Annotated in this window: 21 protein-coding genes and 1 pseudogene; 15 read left to right on the top strand and 7 right to left on the bottom strand. The window is 70.6% G+C overall.

The window, feature by feature from the left end; all coding sequences use genetic code 11:
- Positions 1 to 22 precede the first annotated feature (22 nt).
- Entirely contained in the window at positions 23 to 706 is a 684-nt protein-coding gene (gene plsY, locus P7V53_RS19270) for a glycerol-3-phosphate 1-O-acyltransferase PlsY (RefSeq protein ID WP_280151132.1), read from the top strand.
- Positions 703 to 1059 (top strand): glutaredoxin family protein, encoded by a 357-nt coding sequence (locus tag P7V53_RS19265; protein ID WP_280151131.1) that lies wholly within the window; start codon positions 703 to 705, stop codon positions 1057 to 1059. Before plsY ends, P7V53_RS19265 begins: the two co-directional genes overlap by 4 nt.
- Here P7V53_RS19265 and P7V53_RS19260 read toward each other — a convergent pair.
- The 5 genes and pseudogenes from P7V53_RS19260 to P7V53_RS19240 form a co-directional block, all read right to left on the bottom strand.
- Positions 1046 to 1234, bottom strand: coding sequence for a hypothetical protein (locus P7V53_RS19260; RefSeq protein ID WP_280151130.1), 189 nt, complete (start codon positions 1232 to 1234; stop codon positions 1046 to 1048). The two genes, P7V53_RS19265 and P7V53_RS19260, sit on opposite strands and share 14 nt — an antisense overlap.
- Positions 1218 to 1532, bottom strand: a complete 315-nt coding sequence (locus P7V53_RS19255; protein WP_280151129.1) for a hypothetical protein — start codon at positions 1530 to 1532, stop codon at positions 1218 to 1220. The genes P7V53_RS19260 and P7V53_RS19255 overlap by 17 nt, the downstream gene beginning before the upstream one ends.
- 17 nt (positions 1533 to 1549) lie before the next feature.
- On the bottom strand, positions 1550 to 2443 hold the full coding sequence (locus P7V53_RS19250) for an SPFH domain-containing protein (RefSeq protein WP_280151128.1): 894 nt from the start codon (positions 2441 to 2443) through the stop codon (positions 1550 to 1552).
- A gap of 95 nt (positions 2444 to 2538) precedes the next feature.
- Positions 2539 to 3170: pseudogene (locus P7V53_RS19245) on the bottom strand (L-threonylcarbamoyladenylate synthase).
- 64 nt (positions 3171 to 3234) lie between these two features.
- The gene (locus P7V53_RS19240) at positions 3235 to 4107 is read right to left on the bottom strand and encodes a 3',5'-nucleoside bisphosphate phosphatase (protein ID WP_280151127.1); all 873 of its coding nucleotides are present in this window, start codon (positions 4105 to 4107) and stop codon (positions 3235 to 3237) included.
- Between the two features lie 202 nt (positions 4108 to 4309).
- Between P7V53_RS19240 and P7V53_RS19235 the strand changes: the two genes are divergently transcribed.
- The 3 genes from P7V53_RS19235 to P7V53_RS19225 are packed head-to-tail and all read left to right on the top strand — an operon-like array spanning position 4310 to position 8779.
- Positions 4310 to 6286 (top strand): TonB-dependent receptor, encoded by a 1977-nt coding sequence (locus tag P7V53_RS19235; protein WP_280151126.1) that lies wholly within the window; start codon positions 4310 to 4312, stop codon positions 6284 to 6286.
- Between the two features lie 13 nt (positions 6287 to 6299).
- Entirely contained in the window at positions 6300 to 6848 is a 549-nt protein-coding gene (locus P7V53_RS19230; RefSeq protein ID WP_280151125.1) for a YfiR family protein, read from the top strand.
- Positions 6848 to 8779 (top strand): EAL domain-containing protein, encoded by a 1932-nt coding sequence (locus P7V53_RS19225; protein WP_280151124.1) that lies wholly within the window; start codon positions 6848 to 6850, stop codon positions 8777 to 8779. Before P7V53_RS19230 ends, P7V53_RS19225 begins: the two co-directional genes overlap by 1 nt.
- A 48-nt stretch (positions 8780 to 8827) precedes the next feature.
- Here P7V53_RS19225 and recJ read toward each other — a convergent pair whose 3' ends face one another.
- Positions 8828 to 10552: a single-stranded-DNA-specific exonuclease RecJ gene (gene recJ, locus P7V53_RS19220; RefSeq protein ID WP_280151123.1), complete on the bottom strand. Its 1725-nt coding sequence runs from the start codon at positions 10550 to 10552 to the stop codon at positions 8828 to 8830.
- A complete protein-coding gene (locus P7V53_RS19215) occupies positions 10549 to 11481 on the bottom strand; it encodes a hypothetical protein (protein ID WP_280151122.1) in 933 nt (310 codons plus the stop codon). The genes recJ and P7V53_RS19215 overlap by 4 nt, the downstream gene beginning before the upstream one ends.
- A gap of 45 nt (positions 11482 to 11526) precedes the next feature.
- Between P7V53_RS19215 and senA the strand changes: the two genes are divergently transcribed.
- From senA to P7V53_RS19165, 10 genes are all read left to right on the top strand, one after another.
- Positions 11527 to 12744: a selenoneine synthase SenA gene (senA, locus tag P7V53_RS19210; RefSeq protein ID WP_280151121.1), complete on the top strand. Its 1218-nt coding sequence runs from the start codon at positions 11527 to 11529 to the stop codon at positions 12742 to 12744.
- 50 nt (positions 12745 to 12794) lie between these two features.
- Positions 12795 to 13517 (top strand): ABC transporter permease, encoded by a 723-nt coding sequence (locus P7V53_RS19205; RefSeq protein ID WP_280151120.1) that lies wholly within the window; start codon positions 12795 to 12797, stop codon positions 13515 to 13517.
- On the top strand, positions 13514 to 14212 hold the full coding sequence (locus P7V53_RS19200) for a phosphate ABC transporter ATP-binding protein (RefSeq protein ID WP_280151119.1): 699 nt from the start codon (positions 13514 to 13516) through the stop codon (positions 14210 to 14212). The genes P7V53_RS19205 and P7V53_RS19200 overlap by 4 nt, the downstream gene beginning before the upstream one ends.
- Before the next feature lie 173 nt (positions 14213 to 14385).
- Positions 14386 to 14865 carry a 2Fe-2S iron-sulfur cluster-binding protein gene (locus tag P7V53_RS19195; protein ID WP_280151118.1) on the top strand — a complete coding sequence of 160 codons (480 nt, stop codon included), beginning with the start codon at positions 14386 to 14388 and terminating at the stop codon, positions 14863 to 14865.
- Positions 14866 to 14890: 25 nt separating this feature from the next.
- Positions 14891 to 17251, top strand: coding sequence for a xanthine dehydrogenase family protein molybdopterin-binding subunit (locus P7V53_RS19190; RefSeq protein WP_280151117.1), 2361 nt, complete (start codon positions 14891 to 14893; stop codon positions 17249 to 17251).
- 21 nt (positions 17252 to 17272) lie between these two features.
- A complete protein-coding gene (locus tag P7V53_RS19185; RefSeq protein WP_280151116.1) occupies positions 17273 to 18067 on the top strand; it encodes a xanthine dehydrogenase family protein subunit M in 795 nt (264 codons plus the stop codon).
- A 35-nt stretch (positions 18068 to 18102) separates the two neighbouring features.
- Positions 18103 to 18999, top strand: coding sequence for a MoxR family ATPase (locus tag P7V53_RS19180; protein WP_280156558.1), 897 nt, complete (start codon positions 18103 to 18105; stop codon positions 18997 to 18999).
- A gap of 13 nt (positions 19000 to 19012) precedes the next feature.
- On the top strand, positions 19013 to 20155 hold the full coding sequence (locus P7V53_RS19175) for a VWA domain-containing protein (protein ID WP_280151115.1): 1143 nt from the start codon (positions 19013 to 19015) through the stop codon (positions 20153 to 20155).
- Positions 20156 to 20165: 10 nt separating this feature from the next.
- Positions 20166 to 20738: a carbon monoxide dehydrogenase subunit G gene (locus tag P7V53_RS19170; protein WP_280151114.1), complete on the top strand. Its 573-nt coding sequence runs from the start codon at positions 20166 to 20168 to the stop codon at positions 20736 to 20738.
- A 24-nt stretch (positions 20739 to 20762) separates the two neighbouring features.
- Positions 20763 to 21782 (top strand): XdhC family protein, encoded by a 1020-nt coding sequence (locus P7V53_RS19165; RefSeq protein WP_280151113.1) that lies wholly within the window; start codon positions 20763 to 20765, stop codon positions 21780 to 21782.
- The last annotated feature ends 19 nt before the right edge of the window (positions 21783 to 21801 follow it).

Here is a 21801-nt window from a genome sequence, read left to right as displayed (position 1 = left end):
CGCGCAGAGGCACAATCCCGCCATGGAGACTCTCTATTCCGCCGTCGCCGTCCTGGCTGCCTACCTGATCGGCTCCTTGTCCTTCGCGGTCATCGTGAGCCGCGTGATGGGCCTGAGCGATCCGCGCACCTACGGTTCCGGCAACCCGGGCGCCACCAACGTGCTGCGCTCGGGCAGCAAGAAGGCCGCCATCTTCACGCTGGTGCTCGATGCGCTGAAGGGCTATGTGCCGGTGCTGCTGGTCGACCGTTTCGGCGAGGCCTTCGGCATGGGCGTCGGCACGGTCGCGCTGGTCGGCCTCGCGGCCTTCCTCGGGCACCTGTGGCCGGTGTTCTTTCGCTTCCAGGGCGGCAAGGGCGTGGCCACCGCGGCCGGCGTGCTGTTCGGCTTCCAGCCGCTGCTCGGCCTCGCGACGCTCGCCACCTGGCTCATCATCGCCTTCTTCTTCCGCTATTCGTCCCTCGCTTCCATCGTCTCGGCGGTGTTCGCGCCGTTCTACCAGCTGCTCATCTGGGGCGGCGGCCCGATTGCCGGCGTGGTCGCGCTGATGGGCCTGCTGCTGCTGTGGCGGCACACGCCCAACATCCAGAAGCTGATGGCCGGCACCGAGAGCAAGCTCGGGCAGAAGGCGGCCCCCGCGGCGCATCCGCCGGCGCCGCATGGACATGCCAAGCACGGCGGGCGGCATCCGCAGCACCGCCGATGACCGCACTGCGCCGCTTCGTTCCGCTGCTGCTGCTGGTCGCCGCGCTGTGGGGCGGCGTGCAACTGCTGGGCGGCGTGCAGGACGAGCGCCGCTGGCGCGAGGTGGCGCAGGCCGCGGCGCCGGGTGACATCGTGATGCTGTCGTCGCAGACCTGCGCCTATTGCGACCAGGCACGCACCTGGCTCAGCGAGCGTGGCGTGCCGTTCCGCGAATGCGTCATCGAGCGCGACGCGGGCTGCGCCGCCGCTTACCGCGCGGCGCTGTCGCCGGGCACGCCGACGCTGATCGTGCGCGGTCAGCGCATCGTCGGCTTCGACATCGACCGCGTGGCCCAGGCGCTCAAGCGCGGCTGAGCTTCTTCTTCACCGGCGACACCGAGCGGCCGGTGCGCGCGCGCAGCGCCTCGCGCAGCAGGTACTCGACCTGCGCGTTGACGCTGCGCAGCTCGGCGGCCGCCAGTCGCTCGATCTCCACCCACAACTCGGGATCGACGCGCAGCAAAAAGGGCTTCTTACCGGGACTGGCCATCGCGCCGGCGCGCCTTGCTGCGATCGCGAAGCCGAGCGAGGCCCGGCGGCTCGGCGCCGAACCACAGCCACTGGGTATCGCTGCCGCCGCGCCTCAGGATGGCCTGCAGCCGCGAGCCCATCACGATGACGGCGATGCACAGCAGCGCCAGCAGCACCATCGCGCCCCCGAGGGCGCTGAGCAGCACGGTGGCCAGCGGCACGGCCGGTGCAAGCTCCGCCGCCGCGACAGCGGCCAGCACGGCCAGCAAGGCCGCGGCCAGCGGAAGCTTCCACAGCAGGTGGCGCGAAAAGGTCATGGCAGCCTCGCCGGCAATCAGTTGTACAGCGTGCCGGTATTCACCACCGGCGTCGCATCGCGATCGGCGCACAGCACGACCAGCAGGTTGCTGACCATGGCGGCCTTGCGCTCGTCGTCGAGATCGACCAGGCCGCGCTCGGTGAGGCCCTTGAGCGCGAGCTCGACCATGCCGACCGCGCCTTGCACGATCTTCGTGCGGGCCGCCACCACCGCTTCGGCCTGCTGTCGGCGCAGCATGGTGCCGGCGATCTCGGGCGCATAGGCGAGGTGGGTGAGCTTGGCGTCGACGACGACGATGCCCGCCTGCGCGAAGCGCGCCTGCAGCTCGGTGCGCAATGCGGCCCCCACCTCCTCGGTGCCCGAGCGCAGCGTGATCTCGCGGGCAGAGGCGGGCGCATCGTGGTCGTCGATGTTGTCGTAGGCGTAGCTGGACGCCAGATGGCGCACGGCGGCCTCGGCCTGCGTCAGCACGTAGGCCTCGAAGTCCTCGACGTCGAAGGTGGCGCGCGCAGTGTCCTCGACGCGCCAGACGATGGCCGCCGCGATCTCGATGGGGTTGCCGCGCAGGTCGTTGACCTTCAGCTTCTCGCTGTTGAAGTTGCGTGCGCGCACCGAGACCTTGTCCTTGGCATAGAACGGATTGGCCCAGCGCAGGCCGTCGCTGCGGTCGGTGCCGCGATAGCTGCCGAACAGCGTGAGCACTGCGCCCTGATTGGGCTGCAGCATGTACAGGCCGACCCAGCACCACAGCGTGAACAGCGCGGCCAGCGCCGCCAGCAGCAGCGTCGAAGGGGCCGGCCGCGCCCACAGCAGGAAGGCGCCGACGAACAGGCTCGCCAGGCCCATGGCGAACCAGGCGAAGCCATTGCCCGATCGCGCGCTGCGTTCCTGCGCCGCCTGCTTGTCCATGTCGTGCTCCGTCGTGATGATCGCAAAGTGATATCACTCTAGTATCGGTTGCACGCGGCTGTCAAGCGCTTCCCGCGCGACCCGGCCCGGTGGCACTAGATGAGGCTGAGGCCGATCGCGCCCGGGTCGCCGCGGCCGGGTCTGACCAGGCGCGCGTGCTCGCCGGTGAGGTCGATCACCGTGGTCGGCTCCGCCGGGCAAGCACCCGCATCGACGACGGCGTGGATCTGCTTCAGGAAGCGGTCGCGGATCGCATGCGGGTCGTTCATCGGGCGGGTCTCGCCCGGCGCGATCAGCGTCGTCGCGAGCAGCGGCTGGCCGAGGATGCCCAGGAGCTCCTGCGTCACGCGGTGGTCGGGCACGCGCAGCCCGATGGTGCGGGCGAAGGATGCGACACGCGCCGCGGCACTTCCTTCGTCGCCTCGAGGATGAAGGTGAAAGGACCCGGCGTCGCGAGCTTGAGCATGCGGTACTGCCGGTTGTCGACCCGTGCATGGTTGGACAGCTCCGACAGATCGCGGCACAGCAGCGTCAGGTGGTGCTTGTCGTCGAGGCCCCGGATGCGGCGCAGTCGGGCGGCGGCGTCCTTGTCGTCGAGGTGGCACACCAGCGCATAGCTGGAGTCGGTGGGGACCGCCGCGATGCCGCCCGCGTGCAGGATCTGCGCCGCCTGCTTCAGCAGGCGCGGCTGCGGATTGTCGGGATGGACCTCGAAGTATTGCGACATGGGCGCCGGATTGTGCCGTGCGCTTCGCTTGCTCTGCCCGCAAGCCGGGCGAGACTGTTGCGGGTCACGCCGGCTGATGCACGCGGTGCTGCAGCGCTTCCCACACCGGTGTCAGCTTCGCCGGCAGGTCCGGCAGCGTGCCGAGGTCGACGTGGCTTTCTTCCGGGCTGTGGAAGTCGGCGCCGCGCGAGGCGTAAAGGCCGAACTCCAGCGCCATGTCGGTGTACTTGACGAAATCGGACGCATGGTGGCTGCCGGTCACGACCTCCACGCCCTGGCCGCCATGTGCCTTGAATTCGCTGAACAGCGCGTATTCCTCGTTGGCCGTGAGCTTGTAGCGCCCCGGGTGTGCGATCACCGCCATGCCGCCGGCCGCGACGATCCAGTGCACCGCGTCACGCAGCGTGGCCCAGCGGTGGGGCACGTAGCCGGGCTTGCCCTGGACCAGGAAGCGGCGGAACACCTCCTGCGTGTCGCTGCACGCGCGGGTCTCCACCAGGTGACGGGCGAAGTGCGTGCGCGAGATGAGCTCGGGATTGCCGGCGTACTTCAGCGCGCCTTCGAAGGCGCCGCGGATGCCGGCCGCGGCCAGCGCGTCGGACATCTCCATCGCGCGCTGTCGGCGCCCGCCGCGCGTGGCCGCCAGGCCTGCCTGCAGCGCCGCATTGTCCAGATCGAAGCCCAGGCCGACGATGTGCACCGTGATGCCGGCAAAGCTCACCGAGATCTCGACGCCGGTGAGGTAGGGCAGCGACAGATCGAGTGCCGCCTCCAGCGCGCGCCGCTGGCCGCCCACTTCATCGTGATCGGTCAGCGCCCACAGCTCGACGCCGTTGGCCTTGGCGCGCGCGGCCAGCGCCTGCGGATGCAGCGTGCCGTCGGACACGGTGGAGTGGCAATGCAGGTCGGCGTTGAGCTGGAGAGGGGACTGGGGCACGCCTCGATTGTAGGAAGCTGCGGCCAGCCCCGCCGCCGCAGGACATCGTCGGCGTGCGTGCGCTGGTTCACGAATGAGCCGCTGGCCGCGCGGGATCGCTCTTCAGCCGGCACCGGGCGCGGCCGATATGGCGGAGGGGCAACGGCTAGCGCCCTGTTCCACTTCCCGTGCCTTGCGGCATGTCTGTTCGTCGCAACCTGTCGTGCAACCACTCCGTTCCTGGCGCCGCCGCACGGTCTCGGCCCTCCTGGCCCTCGCCGCCGGGGGCGCAGCCGCGCAATCGCCGCCGGCCGACCTGACATCGGCCGGGCTCGATGTGCTGCTGGACCTCGACATCTCCGGCGCGTCCAAGTTCACCCTGCCGATGAGCGAGACCGCGTCGTCGGTCACGGTGATCACCGCCGACCAGATGCGTGCGCTCGGGCACCGCACGCTGGCCGATGTGCTGCGTTCGGTGCGCGGCGTCGTGGTGTCCTCGGACCGCACCTACAGCTACCTCGCGGTGCGCGGCTTCGCGTCCGCAGGCGACTACAACACCCGCATCCTGCTGCTGATCGACGGCAACCGCGTCAACGACACGGTGTACGACCAGGCCTTCCTCGGCAGCGAGCTGCCGCTCGACCTCGCCCTGGTCGAACGGGTGGAGTTCATCCCCGGCCAGGGCTCTGCGGTGCACGGCGGCAATGCGCTGTTCGGCGTCGTCAACGTGGTGACGCGACGTCCGCGCGCCGACGCGCCGAACGAGGCGGCGCTGACGCTGGGCAGCGGACGCTCGCGCCAGCTTCGGCTGACCGGGCAGCGCGCCGTCGGCGAGGCGCAGCTGCTGGTCTCGGCGACGGCGCTGCGCGAAGCGGGCCGCAATGTCTACTACGCGGGCTACGACGCGCCGGAGACGAACCACGGCATCAGCTCCCGCACCGATCACGAACGCAGCGATCAGCTCTTCGCCAAGCTCGTTCTGGGAGAGGTGTCGGCCACCTTGATCCACGCCGACCGGATCAAGGGCCTGTCGGCCAGTCCCGGCACCGTCTTCAACGACCCGCGCACCCTGTACCGCGACACCCACACGCTGGGCGACCTCACGCTGCAGCACCGCCTGGACGGGCTCAGCCTGTGGAAGCTGCGCCTGTACGGCGGGCACTACGACTACCGCGGCGACTACATCACCGACGTGGCGCCGATGCCGCTGAACCGCGACGGCGCGCGTTCGACCTGGTGGGGCGTCGAGAGCCATGTCTTCACCGAGCGCCTGGACGGACACCGGCTGGTGGCCGGCGCCGACCTGCAGGTGTCGCCGAGGCGCGACCAGACCAACGAGGACGTGTGGCCGGTGCCGGTGCGCTACCTCGACGACCATCGCCGGGGCGAGCGCATCTCGCTGTTGGCCGAGGACCAGTGGACGCCAATGCCCGCGCTGTCGCTGACCGCCGGTGCGCGCATCGACCGCGCACACGACAGTCACGCCCAGTTCAATCCCCGTCTCGCACTGTCCTGGCGTCCCGAGCCGCCATGGGTGCTGAAGGTGATCCACGGCACGGCGTATCGCCTGCCCAACGCCTACGAGACCTGGTACATGAACTCGGACGCCGGCGGCTACAAGGCCAATCCGGCGCTGCGCGAGGAGCGTGTGCGCGGCGACGAGCTGGTCGCCGAGTACCGCCGCAACCCCTCCAGCCGCTGGTCGATGTCGCTCTACGGCAACCGTGCCAGCGGCCTCATCGTGCAGCAGCTGGACCCGTCGGACGGGCAGCTCGTGTACCGCAATGCCGGCGCGATCCGCGCCCGCGGCCTGGAGCTGGAGGCCGAAGAAGCCTGGACCAGCGGCGTGCAGCTGCGCGCCAACTACGCCTTGCAGCGGGTGAACGACCTGTCCGGCCAGGACCTCGACCGCGACGTGGCGCGCCATCTCGCCAAGGTGGTGGTGATCGTCCCGCTCCACGCGGGGTGGACCCTCGGCAGCGAGACGGTGCTGATCGGCCGGCGCAGCGCCATCGCCGGTTACGGCGTGACCCATCTGACGCTGGCCGGCCCGCTGTGGCGCGAGCGCGCGCTGCTGTCGCTGGGTCTGCGCGACGTGTTCGACCGGCATGCCGGCGACCCCGGCGGCGATTCGGTGCTGCAGCCGGTGTCGCCGCACGACGGACGCAGCGTGCTGCTGAAGCTAGAGCTGATGTTCTGAGGCGGGCAAGACGATGGCCCGCCACCGACTTCGATTCCGACACCTGGCGGCGGCCGCGCCGCTGCTCGCGGCGCTCCTGGTCGTGGCGCCCTGTGCCGCGCAGGGCGTCGACGAAGGCGAGCTGAAGGCCGCCATCGTCTACAACATCCTGCTGTTCGTCGAGTGGCCACCGGCCATGATGCCGCCGCCCGGCGGTGCGCTGTCGCTGTGCGTCGGACCGCACAGCGCGGATGCGGCGATGCAGGCGCTGGACCGGCGCGAGCTGCGCGGCTTCCATCTCTCGCTGCGCGAGCTCGGCGCGACCGCATCGGTGCCGCCGTGCCATGCGGTGTTCGTCGATGCGGCCGACCGGCAACGGCTGGCCGCCGGGGTGAAGGCGCAGCGCGCCGCCGGCGCGCTGGTGCTGAGCGACGACCCGGATGCACCCGCGGAGAGCACCGCGATCGTGCTGCGGCGCGTCGGCACCCGCATCACCTTCGAGGTCAATCTGCAGCCGCTGCGGCAGGCGGGAATCCAGCTCAGCTCCAAGCTGCTGCGGCTGGCGAAAACGGTGCGCGAGTGATGCACGACGCCCACGCTTTCCGCGCCCGGCCGGGCCGCCGCCTGGGCGACCGCCTGACAAAGGCGCTGGTGACGACGGCAGGCGCGGCGCTGCTCGTCGCCGGGCTCATCTTCGACGCGTTCGTCTACGTGTCGCTGCGCGATGCCATGGTCGACGACCTCACCGTGCAGGCCCGCATCGTGGCCGAGAACAGCTCGGCGGCGATCCTGTTCGACGACCGGGGTGCCGCGTCGCAGACGCTGGCCGGCCTGCAGGCTGCGCCGGCCATCCTGTACGCCGAGCTGAGCAACGAGCAGGGCCGTGTCGTCGGCAGCTACGGCGCGGCGCAGTCGTTGCGCGGCGCACCGCCCGGCGCTGCCGGCCATGGCTTCGCCGGCAACCGCGTGTGGGTCAGCCAGCCCGTGCACGAAGGCACGCGCAGTGTCGGCTCGGTGCACCTCGTGGCGACGCTGGACCCGCTGTACCGCCGTGTCGCGATGCACGTCGCCATCACGGTGCTCGCCGCGATCGTCGCCTTCGCTTTCGCCTTCGTGCTGGTGCTGCGCATCCGCCGCGACATCGATGCCACCGAGAGCCGGCTGGACTACCTCGCCCACTACGACCCGGTGACCGGCCTGCCGAACCGCCATGCGGCCAACGAGCAGATCGAGCGGCTGATCTCGACCGTCGGTCGCGGCAGCGACGGCTTTGCATTGATGCTGCTGGACCTGGACGACTTCAAGTCCGTCAACGACACGCTGGGCCACGCGGTGGGCGACCAGCTGCTGCGGGCGCTCGCCGGCCGGCTCTCCGGCTGCATGCGGCCGGTGGACGTGGCGTTCCGCTTCGGCGGGGACGAATTCGTCATCCTGGCACCCGGGATCACCGGACGCACGCAACTCGAGGTGCTGGGCCATCAGGCGATGCGGGCGCTGCGCGACCCCATCATGGTGGCCGGCCACGAGGTCCGCACGCGGGCGAGCATCGGCGTGGCGCAGTTTCCGGCCGACGCACACGACGCAGCCAGCCTGGTGCGCGCGGCCGACACCGCGATGTACGACGCCAAGGCGCAAGGCAAGAACATCTGCTCGATCTTCCGGACCGACATGGAGCGCGGCGCACGTGCCCGCATGCGGCTCGAGAGCGACCTGCGGCACGCCATCGCCCGCGGCGAGCTGCGCCTGCTGTACCAGCCGATCATCGACCTCAAGCAGCACCGCATGGTGGGCGTCGAGGCGCTGCTGCGCTGGCGCCATCCCGAACTGGGCCTGGTGCCGCCCACCGAGTTCATCGCGATCGCCGAGTCCAGCGGCATCATCGTCGACATCGGCCAGTGGGTCCTGCTCACCGCATGCCGACAGGCCAGAGCGTGGAGCGATGCGGGGCACGCCGGCGTGCATGTCGCGGTCAACGTGTCCGCGCGCCAGATCCGCCGCGGCCTGCGCGCCCAGGTGGACGATGCGCTCGCGGCGACCGGCGCCGATCCGCATGCGCTTGCGATCGAGATCACCGAGCACTCGATGGTCGAGGACATCGATTCGAACGTGGCCGAGCTCGCGGCGCTGGGCGAGCTCGGCATCCAGGTGGCGGTGGACGACTTCGGCACCGGCCTGTCCTCGCTCGCCTACCTGAAGCGCCTGCCGATCAACAAGCTGAAGATCGACCGCACCTTCGTGAAGGACCTGCCGCAGGATGCCGACGATGCGGCGATCGCCCGGGCCATCGTCTCGATGGCCCGCAGCCTGGGACTCACCGTGGTGGCCGAAGGCGTGGAGACGGAGGCGCAGCGCGATTTCCTGATCGCACAGGGCTGCGAATGCGCCCAGGGCTTCCTCTACAGCCCGCCGGTGGACGCGCAGGTGATCGAGGAGCTCCTGCAGCGGCACACGCGGCCGGGGCCGGTGTGGCCCGGGGCGGCGGGCAGCGGGCGGGTGCCGTTGCGGCTGGCGTAGCAGCGCAATTCCTCTCTCGCGCAAGCGGGAGAGAGGTCGCCGTATCGCCTACGCGGACACTCCTTCGACGACCATCTGCACCCGCATCCGCCCGTTGAATTCGTCGAGGCTCAGGCGGTAGGCCAGCATCACGCGGTCCGGCAGCGGCTCGACACGATGGAACCAGATCGCTTCGCGCACCGTGCCGCCGTGCTTCACGGTGAGCTTGAGGTGCTTCTCGCCCACCAGGCGCTGCGACACGATCTCCACCCGGTCGCTGAACAGCGGCGGGTCGAACGCCTGGCCCCACACCTGGGCATCGAGCGACTGCACGGTCTCGGGATTGAAGTACTCCACCGGCAGCGGTCCGTCGCTGAGCAGCTGGCGCGACAGCGTCGCGAGGTCCAGCCATTCGCGCGCGACACGCTGAAAGGCTTCGTCGAAGGTGTCGAAGTCCTCCTCGGCGAGCGTGCAGCCGGCGGCCATCGCGTGGCCGCCGAACTTCTGCAGCACGCCCGGGTGGCGCTTGCTCACCAGGTCGAGGGCATCGCGCAGATGAAAGCCGGGGATGGATCGGCCCGAGCCCTTCAGCAGCCCGTCCTGCCCGAGCGCGAACACGAAGGTCGGCCGGTGCACGCGGTCTTTCAGTCGCGAGGCGACGATGCCGACCACGCCTTCGTGGAACTCGGGGTCGAAGATGGCCAGCGCCGGCGGCGGCTCGCCTTCGGGCATCAGCATCTCGAGCATTGCTTCGGCCTGTTCGCGCATGCCGGCTTCGACGTCGCGTCGCTCGCGGTTGATGGCGTCCAGCGTCTTCGCGAGCTCGGCGGCGCGTCCGGCATCGTCGGTCAGCAGGCACTCGATGCCCAGCGTCATGTCCGACAGCCGTCCCGCGGCATTGATGCGCGGGCCCAGCGCGAAGCCGAAGTCGAAGCCGCTGGCTCGGCGCACGTCGCGCGCTGCAGCGGCGAAGAGGGCGGCGACGCCGGCCTGCATGCGGCCGGCCCGGATGCGCTTGAGGCCCTGCGCCACCAGGCGCCGGTTGTTGGCGTCGAGCTTGACGACGTCGGCCACCGTGCCGAGCGCAACCAGGTCGAGCAGGGCGTCGAGCCGCGGCTGGTTCTCGGCCGTGAACGCACCGCGCCGACGCAGCTCGCTGCGCAGCGCGAGCAGCACGTAGAACACCACGCCGACACCCGCCAGGTTCTTGCTCGCGAAACGGCAGTCCGGCTGGTTCGGGTTGACGATGACATCGGCGTCGGGCAGCACGACCTGGTCGTCGATCAGGGCCGGCAGGTGATGGTCGGTGATGAGCACCGCGAGACCGCGAGCCCGTGCATGCGCGACGCCGGCGAGGCTGGCGATGCCGTTGTCGACCGTCAGCAGCAGGTGCGGCCGCTGGGCCAGCGCCAGGTCGACGATGGCCGGCGTCAGGCCGTACCCGTGCACCGCGCGGTCGGGCACGACGTAGCCCAGTGTCTCGCGCGCGGCGCCGAGCAGCGCCAGGCCCCGCAGCGCGACGGCGCAGGCGGTGGCGCCATCGCAGTCGTAGTCGGCCACGACGCAGATGCGCCTGCCCGCGGCGATGGTGTCGGCGAGCAGCGCGGCCGCCGTGTCGGCGCCGCGCAGCTCCGTCGGCGCGAGCAGGCGCGCCAGTCCGTCGTCGAGCTCGTCCGCCGCCCGCACGCCGCGCGCTGCGTACAGGCGCGCGAGCAGCGGGTGAACACCGGCCTGCTCCAGCGCCCAGGCGACGCGCGGCGGCGCATCGCGCAGGGTGATCGTGGGCGTGCTCACAGCGCCTCCAGCACGTCGTGCACCGGCGCCGAGCGCCAGTGGCGCGTGAGCCGTTGCCACGTCGATTGACGGGCCGACTGGAAGCGCTGCGCATGCCGCTCTCCGCACAGCACGAGGTGCACGGCTTCGCCGCGCCGCGCCTTCGCGAGCATCCCGGACACGGGACCCGCGTCCAGCGCGCGCCAGGCATCGGCCCAGCCGGCCCAGTCTTCCGCGAGCGCGGGCGCGCGCAGGCTGTCATCCACCTGCGGCGCATCGGACCAGGACGCGGGCTGCGGGCGGCCGCAGCCGCTGAGCCAGAACGAGTTCACGGGAAGCTCGCCGCGCGCTTCGCGGGCATCGTTGAGAGGGTGGTCGTAGAGAAGCATCTGGACTTCATTCTGCAATCGGCGGATCAGGCGGGCCTGCGGATGCGGCGGCAGCCACAGGTCGACGTTGCGGCCGATCACCCGATCGAGCGAGGCGCACGGCAGTCCGGCGAGCGTGTCGTGCGCCGCGTACCAGCGCGTCGCGGCGCCGAACGCGAGCTGCCAGCTTTCGCTCGCGAACAGCGGGCGGATCGCCTCGAGAAACTCGCGCGACTGCACGTCGTCGAGCTTCAGCGCCTGCGGATCGGCCAGCGAGATGTGGTCGCGGCCCACGTGCCAGTGCACCGGCGTCAGCTCGCCCCAGGCGTGCTCGCCGGTGGCGATGCCATCGCCTTGCGCATGCAGGGCGGCCCACGGCAACGCGCCGTCATCGGCGCGCCAGCCCCAGGCGGTGGCCAGCGCCCGCTCGTGCGGCGGCGACAGGCTGTATTCGTCGTCTCCGAGGCGCTCACCCGGCGCCAGCACCGCCAGCAGCTGGCCGAGCTGCGGCAATGGGAGGTCGCGCAGCGCATGGGTTCCGGCTTCGGACAGCGTGGAGGCGAAGGGAATCAGCAACTGCATGGACGGCGATTATCGGGGGCGGTGCAAAATCGATCGTCCCTCGAGATGGAAAGCGTCGACGTTCACTCGCCCCGCATGCGCCGCGCCGGCCGCGATCTGCTGTCACTCGGCCTGATGGATGCGCGCAACCGCACGCTGCGCTGGCTGGCGCTGTTCGAAGAGGCGATGGCGGCCGGCGCGCCCGCGGCGCGGCCCGGGATCGATCCGCCGCTGTGGCTGCTGGGGCGCATCGCCTGGTTCCAGGAGCACTGGATCGCGCGCAACGTACAGCGCCAGCGCGGCAGCGAGGGCGACCCGACCGCGGCGCGCCTCGCCTCCATCGAGCCCGACGCCGACCGCTGGTACGACGCCCGCCAGGTCGCGGCCGAGGCGCGCTGGCAGCTCGACCTGCCCGGGGTGCCGGCCACGCGGCAATACCTGTCCGACACGATGGAGCTCACGCTGGAGCTGCTCGAAACCGCTGGCGAGGACGACGATGCGCTGTATTTCTTCCGGCTGGCCCTGTTCCACGAAGACCTGCAGGGCGAGACCCTGGCGGAGATCGCACAGGCGCTCGACCTGAAGCTCGGCGATGCGCGCGAGCTGCTGGGCGAGATCGCGAGTCCGCCGCCGCGCGAGCCGCTGTTGTTTCCCGCCACGCGCTGGAGGCTGGGCTCGCCGCCCGGCGGCTTCGTGTTCGACAACGAGAAGTGGGCGCACGAGCTCGACGTGCCCGAGTTCGACATCGATGCGCAGCCCGTCACCTGGGCGCAGTACGGCGAGTTCGTCGAGGACGGCGGCTACGACGATGCGGCGTGGTGGTCGCCCGCCGGACGCGACTGGTTGCTGCGCGAGGAGCGGCGCGTGCCGCGCTATGTCGACCAGATGCGCCAGGGCGTGCTGCAGCAGCGGTTCGGCCGGCTCACGCGCGTGCCGCTGGCGCAGCCCGCCATGCACCTGAGCTGGTACGAGGCCGACGCGTACTGCCGCTGGGCCGGCCGCAGGCTGCCGACCGAGGTGGAGTGGGAGGCCGCAGCGCAGTCCTACTCGCGTGGCTTCGCGTGGGGCGCGGTATGGGAGTGGACGGGGACCACGTTCCGCCCCTATCCGGGCTTTCGCGCCGATCCGTGGGTCGAGTATTCGCAGCCGTGCTTCGGCACGCACAAGGTGCTGCGCGGCGGGTCGTTCGCCACCTCGGGACGGGTGAGGCATCCGAAGTTCAGGCGGTTCGCCCTGGCCGAGCGTGACGTCATGTTCTGCGGATTTCGCAGCTGCGCCCTGTGACCGTACGGGCGCAGCGAAGCGGAACCGACACCCCTTAGCATTCGCCCCGCATGAATCCCTTCCTCGACAGCGCCGCGCGCGCCGTGCAGCTCGTCGCCGGGGGCGACCCGCAACTCGTCCATATCGTCGGCCTGTCGCTGAGCGTCAGCGGTCTGGCCTGCGTGATCGCGACCGCGCTCGGGCTGCTGGCCGGGGCGGCCGTGGCGGTGTGGCGATTCCCGGGCCGGGCTGCGGTGCTGGTGGTGCTCAACACGCTGCTCGCGCTGCCGTCGGTGGTGGTGGGACTGATCGTCTACCTGCTGCTGTCGCGCGCCGGCCCGCTCGGATCGTGGGGCATCCTCTTTACGCCGACGGCGATGGTGATCGCGCAGTCCATCCTCGTGGCACCGATCGTCGCCGCGCTCGCGCGGCAGATCATCGAGGACGCGATGCGCGACCATGGCGATCAGCTGCGCTCCCTGGGCGCCGGCCGTCTGCAGTGCGCGCTGATCCTCGCGTGGGACGAGCGGCTGGCGCTGCTGACGCTGGCACTGGTCGCCTTCGGCCGCGCGGTGTCCGAGGTCGGCGCGGTGATGATGGTGGGCGGCAACATTGCCGGTGTGACGCGTGTGATGACGACGGCGATCGCGCTCGAGACGAGCAAGGGCGACCTGCCGCTGGCGCTCGCGCTCGGGCTGGTGCTGCTCGGCGTCGTGCTGGTGCTCAACATCGCCATCGGGCTGCTGCGCGGCTGGCGCACGGCAGGCGAGCGTGAAGCCGGAGCGGCGGCGTGAGCCCGGCACTGGTCGAGCTGCAGGCAGCCACGGTGCGCTTCGGTGCCAAGCAGGCCCTGAGCCGCATCGACCTGACGGTGTCGCGCGGCGAACGCATCGCGCTCGTCGGCGCCAACGGCTCGGGCAAGAGCACATTGCTGCGCGCGCTGCACGGCCTGGTGCCGCTGGCCGAAGGCGGGCGCATCGTCCACGCCGCGCCGCGCATCGCGATGGTGTTCCAGCGGCCCTTCATGCTGCGCCTGTCGGTTCGCGGCAATGTGGAGCTGGGGCTCATGCTGCAGGGCGTCCCGCGGGCGCAGCGGCGCGAGCGTGCGATGCACGCACTGGAGCGTGTCGGCCTGGCGGCCGAAGCCGCGCGCGTCGGGCGCGTGCTGTCGGCCGGCCAGCAGCAGCGGCTCGCGCTGGCACGGGCCTGGGCCATGCAGCCCGATCTGCTGCTGCTCGACGAGCCGACCGCGAGCCTCGATCCCACGGCCAAGCGCGAAGTCGAGGCGCTGATCGCGGAGTTCGCGGCGCAAGGCATGACGGTGCTGATGAGCTCGCACAACCTCGGGCAGGTGAAGCGCCTTGCGGGGCGGGTCGTGTACCTGGAGCACGGGCGCAAGCTCGCCGATGTGCCGACGGAAGCATTCTTCGGTGGACCGCTGCCCGAGGAGGCCATGCTGTTCCTGAAGGCGGAGCTGCCCTGGGGGTAGGACGCGGCTGTTCCGTTTCGCGACAGCGCAGAACGACACCCTCACCCCGACCCTCTCCCGCGAGCGGAGAGGGCGAAGGAGAAGGAGCCAACGCCCCTAGGTAGAAACCCACGCTTTGCATCCGCAGGGGCCGGTCGTCAAATGCTCGCTCACCCCTGCGAGGAGACAGACACATGGACGTGGCGATTCGATTGACGGTGAACGGCAAAGCGGTCGAGGCGAGCGTCGACCCGCGAACGCTGCTGGTCCAGTTCATCCGCGAGACCCTGCAGCTCACCGGAACCCACGTCGGGTGCGACACCGCCCAGTGCGGTGCCTGCACGGTGCACCTCAACGGCCGCGCGGTGAAGGCCTGCTCCATCCTCGCGGCGCAGGCGCAAGGCGGCGAAGTGACGACGATCGAAGGGCTGGCCAAGGACGGCGAGCTCCACCCGATGCAGGCTGCCTTCCGCGAATGTCACGGCCTGCAGTGCGGCTTCTGCACGCCGGGAATGGTGATGGCGGCGGTGCAGATCCTGAAGGACGAGCCCCAGGCGAGCGAGGCGCACATCCGCGAAGGCCTCGAGGGCAACATCTGCCGCTGCACCGGCTACCAGAACATCGTCAAGGCGATCCAGTTCTGCCAGTCCGGCAAGCAGGCCACGGCGGCCTGAGGCTTCCCCATTCCAGGAGACAGTCATGACCGACATGGCGAATTCCCCCATTGGCAAGCCTGTGCTGCGCCGCGAGGACAAGCGCTTCCTGACGGGCGCCGGCCAGTACACCGACGACGTGGTGCTGCCGGGACAGACCTACGGCGTGTTCGTGCGCTCGCCCTACGCGCATGCGCGCATCAAGTCCATCGATCCCGGCGAGGCGAAGAGGGCGCCCGGCGTGATCGCGATCTTCACCGGCAGCGACCTGGCCGACGCCAAGGTCGGCGGACTGCCTTGCGGGTGGCTCATCCACAGCAAGGACGGCACGCCGATGAAGGAGCCGCCGCATCCGGTGCTGGCGCAGGGCAAGGTGCGCTACGTCGGCGACCAGGTCGCCCTGGTGGTGGCTGAAACGTACTGGCAGGCGAAGGACGCCGCCGAGCGCGTCGACGTGCAGTACGAAGAGCTGCCGGCGGTGGTCGACACTGCGGTGGCGGCGAGCGCGAGCGCGCTGGTGCACGACGACGTGCCGGGCAACACCTGCTACGACTGGGGCCACGGCAACAAGGACGCTGTCGACGCCGCTTTCGCCAAGGCCGCCAACGTCACCCGGCTGGAGTTCGTCAACAACCGGCTCATCCCCAATGCGATGGAGCCGCGCGCGGCCAACGCCAGCTACGCGCGCCACGACGACAGCTACACGCTGTACGTGGCCAACCAGAACCCGCACGTCGAGCGCCTGCTGATGAGCGCCTTCGTGCTCGGGCTGCCCGAGTCGAAGGTGCGCGTCATCGCGCCCGACGTCGGCGGCGGCTTCGGCTCGAAGATCTTTCTCTATGCGGAGGAGACCGCGCTGGTGTGGGCCAGCAAGCGGGTGGGGCGGCCGATCAAGTGGACGGCCGAGCGCAGCGAATCGTTCCTCACCGATGCGCACGGCCGCGACCACGTGACCACCGCCGAGCTCGCCACCGATGCGGCCGGCAATTTCCTCGCGATGCGCGTGGGCACCATCGCGAACATGGGCGCCTACCTCTCGACCTTCGCGTCCAGCGTGCCGACCATCCTGTACGCCACGCTGCTGGCGGGACAGTACAAGACGCCGGCCATCTACTGCGAGGTGAAGGCGGTGTTCACCAACACCGCGCCGGTCGATGCCTACCGCGGCGCCGGACGGCCCGAGGCGACCTACGTCGTGGAGCGGCTCGTCGAGCAGGCAGCGCGTGACCTGAAGATGGATCCGGCCGCGCTGCGCCGGCAGAACTTCATCACCGAGTTCCCGTACGCCACGCCGGTGGGCCTGACCTACGACACCGGCAACTACGCCGCGCACCTCAACAAGGCGATCGAGATGGCCGACGTGGCGGGCTTCCCGGCCCGCCGCGAGGCCGCCAAGGCGCGGGGCAAGCTGCGCGGGCTCGGCTACTCCTGCTACATCGAGGCCTGCGGACTCGCGCCGTCGAACATCGCCGGCGCTCTCGGCGCCCGCGCCGGCCTGTTCGAGGCGGGCGAGGTGCGGGTGCATCCGACCGGCACGGTGACCGTCTTCACCGGCTCGCACAGCCACGGCCAGGGGCACGAGACGACCTTCGCTCAGGTGGTCGCGGCCAGGCTGGGCATTCCGGCCGACAACGTCGAGATCGTGCACGGCGACACCGGACGCATCCCGTTCGGCATGGGCACCTACGGCAGCCGCTCGCTCGCGGTGGGCGGCACGGCCATCGTCAAGGCAGTCGACAAGGTCATCGCCAAGGGCAAGAAGATCGCGGCGCACCTGCTCGAGGCCGCCGACACCGACATCGAGTTCGACAACGGCGAGTTCAAGGTCGCCGGCACCGACAGGAAGGTGCCCTTCGGCCAGGTGGCCCTCACCGCCTATGTGCCGCACAACTACCCGCTCGACAAGCTGGAGCCCGGACTCAACGAGAACGCGTTCTACGACCCGACCAACTTCACCTATCCGGCCGGCAGCTACGTCTGCGAGGTCGAGGTCGATCCCGAGACCGGCCGCACGACGGTCGAAAGCTTCGTCGCGGTGGACGACTTCGGCAATCTCGTCAATCCGATGATCGTCGAAGGGCAGGTGCATGGCGGCCTGGCGCAGGGCCTGGGGCAGGCGATGCTCGAGGGCTGCATCTACGACCAGCAGTCGGGGCAGCTGCTCACCGGCTCGTACATGGACTATGCGATGCCGCGCGCCAGCGACCTGCCGAGCTTCAAGGTCAGCAACGTCGTCACGCCGTGCACGCACAACCCGCTGGGCGTGAAGGGTTGCGGCGAGGCGGGGGCCATCGGCTCGCCGCCGGCCTACATCAACGCGCTGACCGACGCGCTCGGCGTGCGCGACCTCGCGATGCCCGCGACGCCCGAGCGCGTGTGGCAGGCCGCCGCCCGCCACCTGACCTGACGTCCTTCGAGGAGCACCTGCATGTACACCTTCGAATACCAACGCCCTTCCACGCGCGCGGACGCCGTCAAGGCCTTCCAGGGCGATGCACGCTTCCTCGCCGGCGGCCAGAGCCTGGTGCAGGCGATGAAGCTGCGGCTCGCGTCTGCCGAGCGGCTGGTCGACCTGGGCGGCGTCGCCGAGCTGCAAGGCATCAAGGCCGATGCGGCGGGCGTGCACATCGGCGCGATGACCACGCATGCCAGCGTCGCAGCCTCGGCCGACGTGAAGCGGGCCCTGCCGGCGCTGGCCGAGCTGGCCGGTCTCATCGGCGACCCCATGGTGCGCAACCGCGGCACGCTGGGCGGCTCCGTCGCCAACGCCGATCCGGCGGCCGACTATCCGGCGGCGGTGCTCGGGCTGGGGGCGACCGTGCACACCGACCGGCGCGACATCGCGGGCGATGCGTTCTTCACCGGCCTGTATGAAACCGCGCTGCAGCCGGGCGAGCTGATCACCTCGGTGAGCTTTCCGCTGGCCCAGCGCGCGGCCTACGTGAAGTTCAGGCAGCCCGCGTCTCGCTTCGCGCTGGTGGGTGTGTTCGTGAGCCAGGGCGCGGGCGGCGTGCGCGTCGCGGTCACCGGTGCGAAGAGCAGCGTGTTCCGCGCGAAGACCCTGGAAGACGCGCTGGCGAAGAGCTTCACGCCCGAAGCCGCCAAGGCGGTCGTCATGCCGGCCACCGATATCAACGCCGACCTGCACGCGTCGGCGGCGTATCGGGCCGCGATGATCAGCGTGATGGCGTCGCGGGCCGTTGCGGCGGCGCTCGCGCGTTGACTGACGCGAACCAAGGCGTGGCCGCGAAGCCGGCCATGCCCGACTCGGTGGATGCGGTCATCGAGCTGCTGGCCACCGAGAACTATGTCTGCGATCGGCGCCTCGCGACGGCGCTGTTCCTCAGCCTCAAGCTGGAGCGGCCGCTGTTCGTCGAGGGCGAGCCGGGCGTGGGCAAGACCGAGCTGGGCAAGGTGCTGGCGCAGGCGCTGGGCACGGCGCTGCTGCGCGTGCAGTGCTACGAAGGGCTCGATGTCGCGCAGACCGCGTACGAATGGAACATCGCGCGCCAGATGATCGAGATCCGCCTCGCCGAGGCGGTGCACGAGACCGACCGCGGCAAGCTGGTCCGCAGCCTGTATTCGCGCGACATGCTGATCGAGCGGCCGCTGCTGGCCGCACTTACCCAGCCGCGCTCGCCGGTGCTGCTGATCGACGAGCTGGATCGCGCCGACGAGCCCTTCGACGCCTTCCTGCTCGAGGTGCTGGCCGAGAACCAGATCACCGTGCCCGAGCTCGGCACCATCCGCGCCACCGCGCCGCCGATCACCCTCATCACCTCCAACCGCACGCGCGAGATCCACGACGCGCTGAAGCGGCGCTGCCTCTACCACTGGGTCGACTTTCCGACGCTCGAGCGCGAGCTGGAGATCGTGCGGCTGAAGGCGCCCGGTGCTGCGGAGCGCCTGCGCGTGCAGGTGGTGGAGTTCGTGCAGCGCATGCGCTCGCTCGACCTGTTCAAGGCGCCGGGCGTCGCCGAGACGATCGACTGGACGCAGGCGCTGGTGGCGCTGAATGCCGTTCGGCTCGATCCGCAGACGGTGCACGACACGCTGGGCGTGCTGCTCAAGCACCAGGACGACATCGTGCGGATGCAGCATGGGGACACGGTGAAGCTGCTGGAGGAGCTGCGCGCGAGGGCGGTGCTGGATTGACGGGCCTGGAAACGTGTTTGCCGAGAACATCGTCCACTTCTCCCGCGTGCTGCGCGCGGCCGGCCTCACCGTCGGCCCCGATCGCGTGCTGCAGGCGATGGCCGCCATCGAGGCCGTCGGCCTGTCGCGCCGGGAGGACGTGCATGCCGCGCTGTCCGCCGTGATGATCGACCGGCACGAGCAGCAGCCGATCTTCGATGCCGCATTCGCCAGCTTCTGGCGCGACCCCAAGCTGCTCGAGCAGCTGATGCTGCTGGCGCTGCCCAAGGTGATCGGGCGCGGAGATCTGCCTCGGCCGCCGACGGCGGGCCGCTTGCAGGAGGCGCTCGCGCCGCCGCGCCGGGCGCCATCCGAACAGTCGCCCAGCGACGAGCTCCGGTTCGACGCCAGCTTCACCTTCAGCGAGCGCGAGCGGCTGCAGCGAGCGGACTTCGAATCGATGACGACGGCGGAGTTCGAGGCGGCGAAGAAGCTCGCGGCGCAGATCCCGCTGCCGATCGCGCCGGTGCGCCGGCGCCGCCACGAAGCGGCCCCGCGCGGCCGCCTGGACCTGCGCGCCACGCTGCTGCGCATGGCGCGCGCGCCGCAGACGCTGACTCCGGCCTTCACCCGGCCGCGCATCGAGCTGCCGCCGCTGGTCGTGCTGCTCGACATCTCCGGCTCGATGGATCGATACGCCCGCGTCTTCCTTCACTATGTCCACGCCGTGGGCCAGCAGCATGCACGGGTGCACGTGCTGACCTTCGGCACGCGGCTGACCAACATCACGCGCTGCCTGCGCCATCGCGATCCCGACGTGGCGCTGCGGCTGGCGGATGCGCAGGTGCCCGACTGGAAAGGCGGCACGCGCATCGCCTCGTGCCTGGCCGAGTTCAACCGTCGCTGGGCCCGCCGGCTGCTGGGCGGCAATGCCGCCGTGCTGCTGCTCACCGACGGGCTGGACCGCGATGAGGGCGGCCACCTCGCGGAGGCCGCCGCACACCTGCATCGCATGGCGCACCAGCTCGTGTGGCTGAACCCCCTGCTGCGCTACGATGGCTTCGAGCCGCGGGCGGCGGGCGTGCGTGCCATGCTGCCGCACGTGGACCGCTTCCTGCCGGTGCACAACCTCGCGAGCCTCGCGGATCTGGGGCGCGCGCTGAGCCACGTTCGATGACCACGACGCGATGGAACTCCAAGGCGAAAAACTCATCCCCACCGACTTGCAGCGCACCTGGGAAGCGCTCAACGACCCCGACACGCTGAAGGCGTGCATCGCCGGCTGCGAGTCGCTCGAGCGCGACGGCGACGGCTTTCGCGCGGTGGTGGCCGTGAAGGTCGGCCCGGTCAGCGCGCGCTTCAACGGCAAGGTGGTGCTCGGCAACGTGCAGCCGCCGCGCTCGTACACGATCAGCTTCGAGGGGCAGGGCGGAGCTGCCGGCTTCGGCAAGGGATCGGCCGACGTGGCGCTGGAGCCCGAAGGCGCGAGCACGCGACTGCGCTACAACGCGACGGCGCAGGTCGGCGGCCGGATGGCGCAGATCGGCTCGCGGCTGGTCGATGCGGCGGCGCGCAAGCTGACGGACGACTTCTTCGCCGCCTTCGAGCAGCGGCTGCAACCGCCGGCTGCCGAAGCGGTCGAACCACCGGTGGTGGCCGCGCCGGTGCCGCAGCCGACGCGCGACAACGACCTTCGCAAGCTGTGGTGGCTGATCGCGGCACTGATCGTCGCGGCGGTGATCTACTTCGTGGTGCGCTGAACCTGTTGTCGGGGAGTCGACACGATGGACAGTCTGGATCTGCAGGTGCTCAGCCAGGCGCGCGACTGGTTCGCCGCCGGCCACAAGGTCTGGCTGGTGACCGTCATCGAGACCTGGGGCTCCGCCCCGCGCCCGCCCGGCGCGCTGCTGTGCCTGCGCGGCGACGGCCTGGTGGTGGGATCGGTGTCCGGCGGATGCGTCGAGGACGATCTCATCGACCGCGTGCGCCACGGCGAGCGTGTGGACGCGCCGTCGCTGATCACCTACGGCGTGACCAAGGAGGAGGCGGCGCGCTTCGGCCTGCCCTGCGGCGGCAACCTGCGCCTGGTGCAGGAGCCGCTGCACGACATCGACTGGATCTCGCAGGTGCTGCAGCGCACCGAGAGGCACGAGATGGTCGCCCGCCGGCTCGATCTGCAGACGCACACGGTCACGGTGGAAGCCGCGCGGCGCGGCGAGGGCTTCGAGTTCGACGGCCGCACGCTGCGCGCCGTCTTCGGTCCGCGCTGGCGGCTGCTGATCATCGGCGCGGGGCAGCTCTCGCGCGTGCTGGCGCAGATGGCGCTGCCGCTGGATTTCGAGGTCACGTGCTGCGACCCGCGCGAGGAGTACCACCTCACGTGGGATGTGCCCGGCACGCACTTCTCGAAGGGCATGCCCGACGACGTCGCCGTCGCGATGCAGCTCGATCCGCACAGCGCGGTGGTGGCGGTCACCCACGACCCCAAGCTCGACGACATGGTGCTGCTGGAGGCCCTGAAGTCGCCGGCCTTCTACGTGGGCGCACTCGGCTCGCGCGTCAACACCGCCAAGCGCAAGGAGCGCCTGGCGATGTTCGACCTCACGCCGGGCGAGATCGGGCGGCTGCATGGGCCGGTGGGGCTCGACCTCGGTGCGAAGACGCCCGCGGAGATCGCGGTGTCCATCCTCGCCGAGATCATCGCGGTGCGCAGCGGCGTGGCCTTGCTGCAAAAGAAGGAGGGCTCGTCGATGCCGGTGGTGGCTGACTCGCTCTCCCCGCTTGGAGGAAGCCGGCAGGCGTGACCCGGGCTACTCCCTCTCC

It is taken from the genome of Piscinibacter sp. XHJ-5 (genome assembly GCF_029855045.1).
Classification (GTDB): Bacteria; Pseudomonadota; Gammaproteobacteria; order Burkholderiales; family Burkholderiaceae_C; genus Albitalea.
This window is presented reverse-complemented; position numbering and strand designations above follow the sequence as displayed.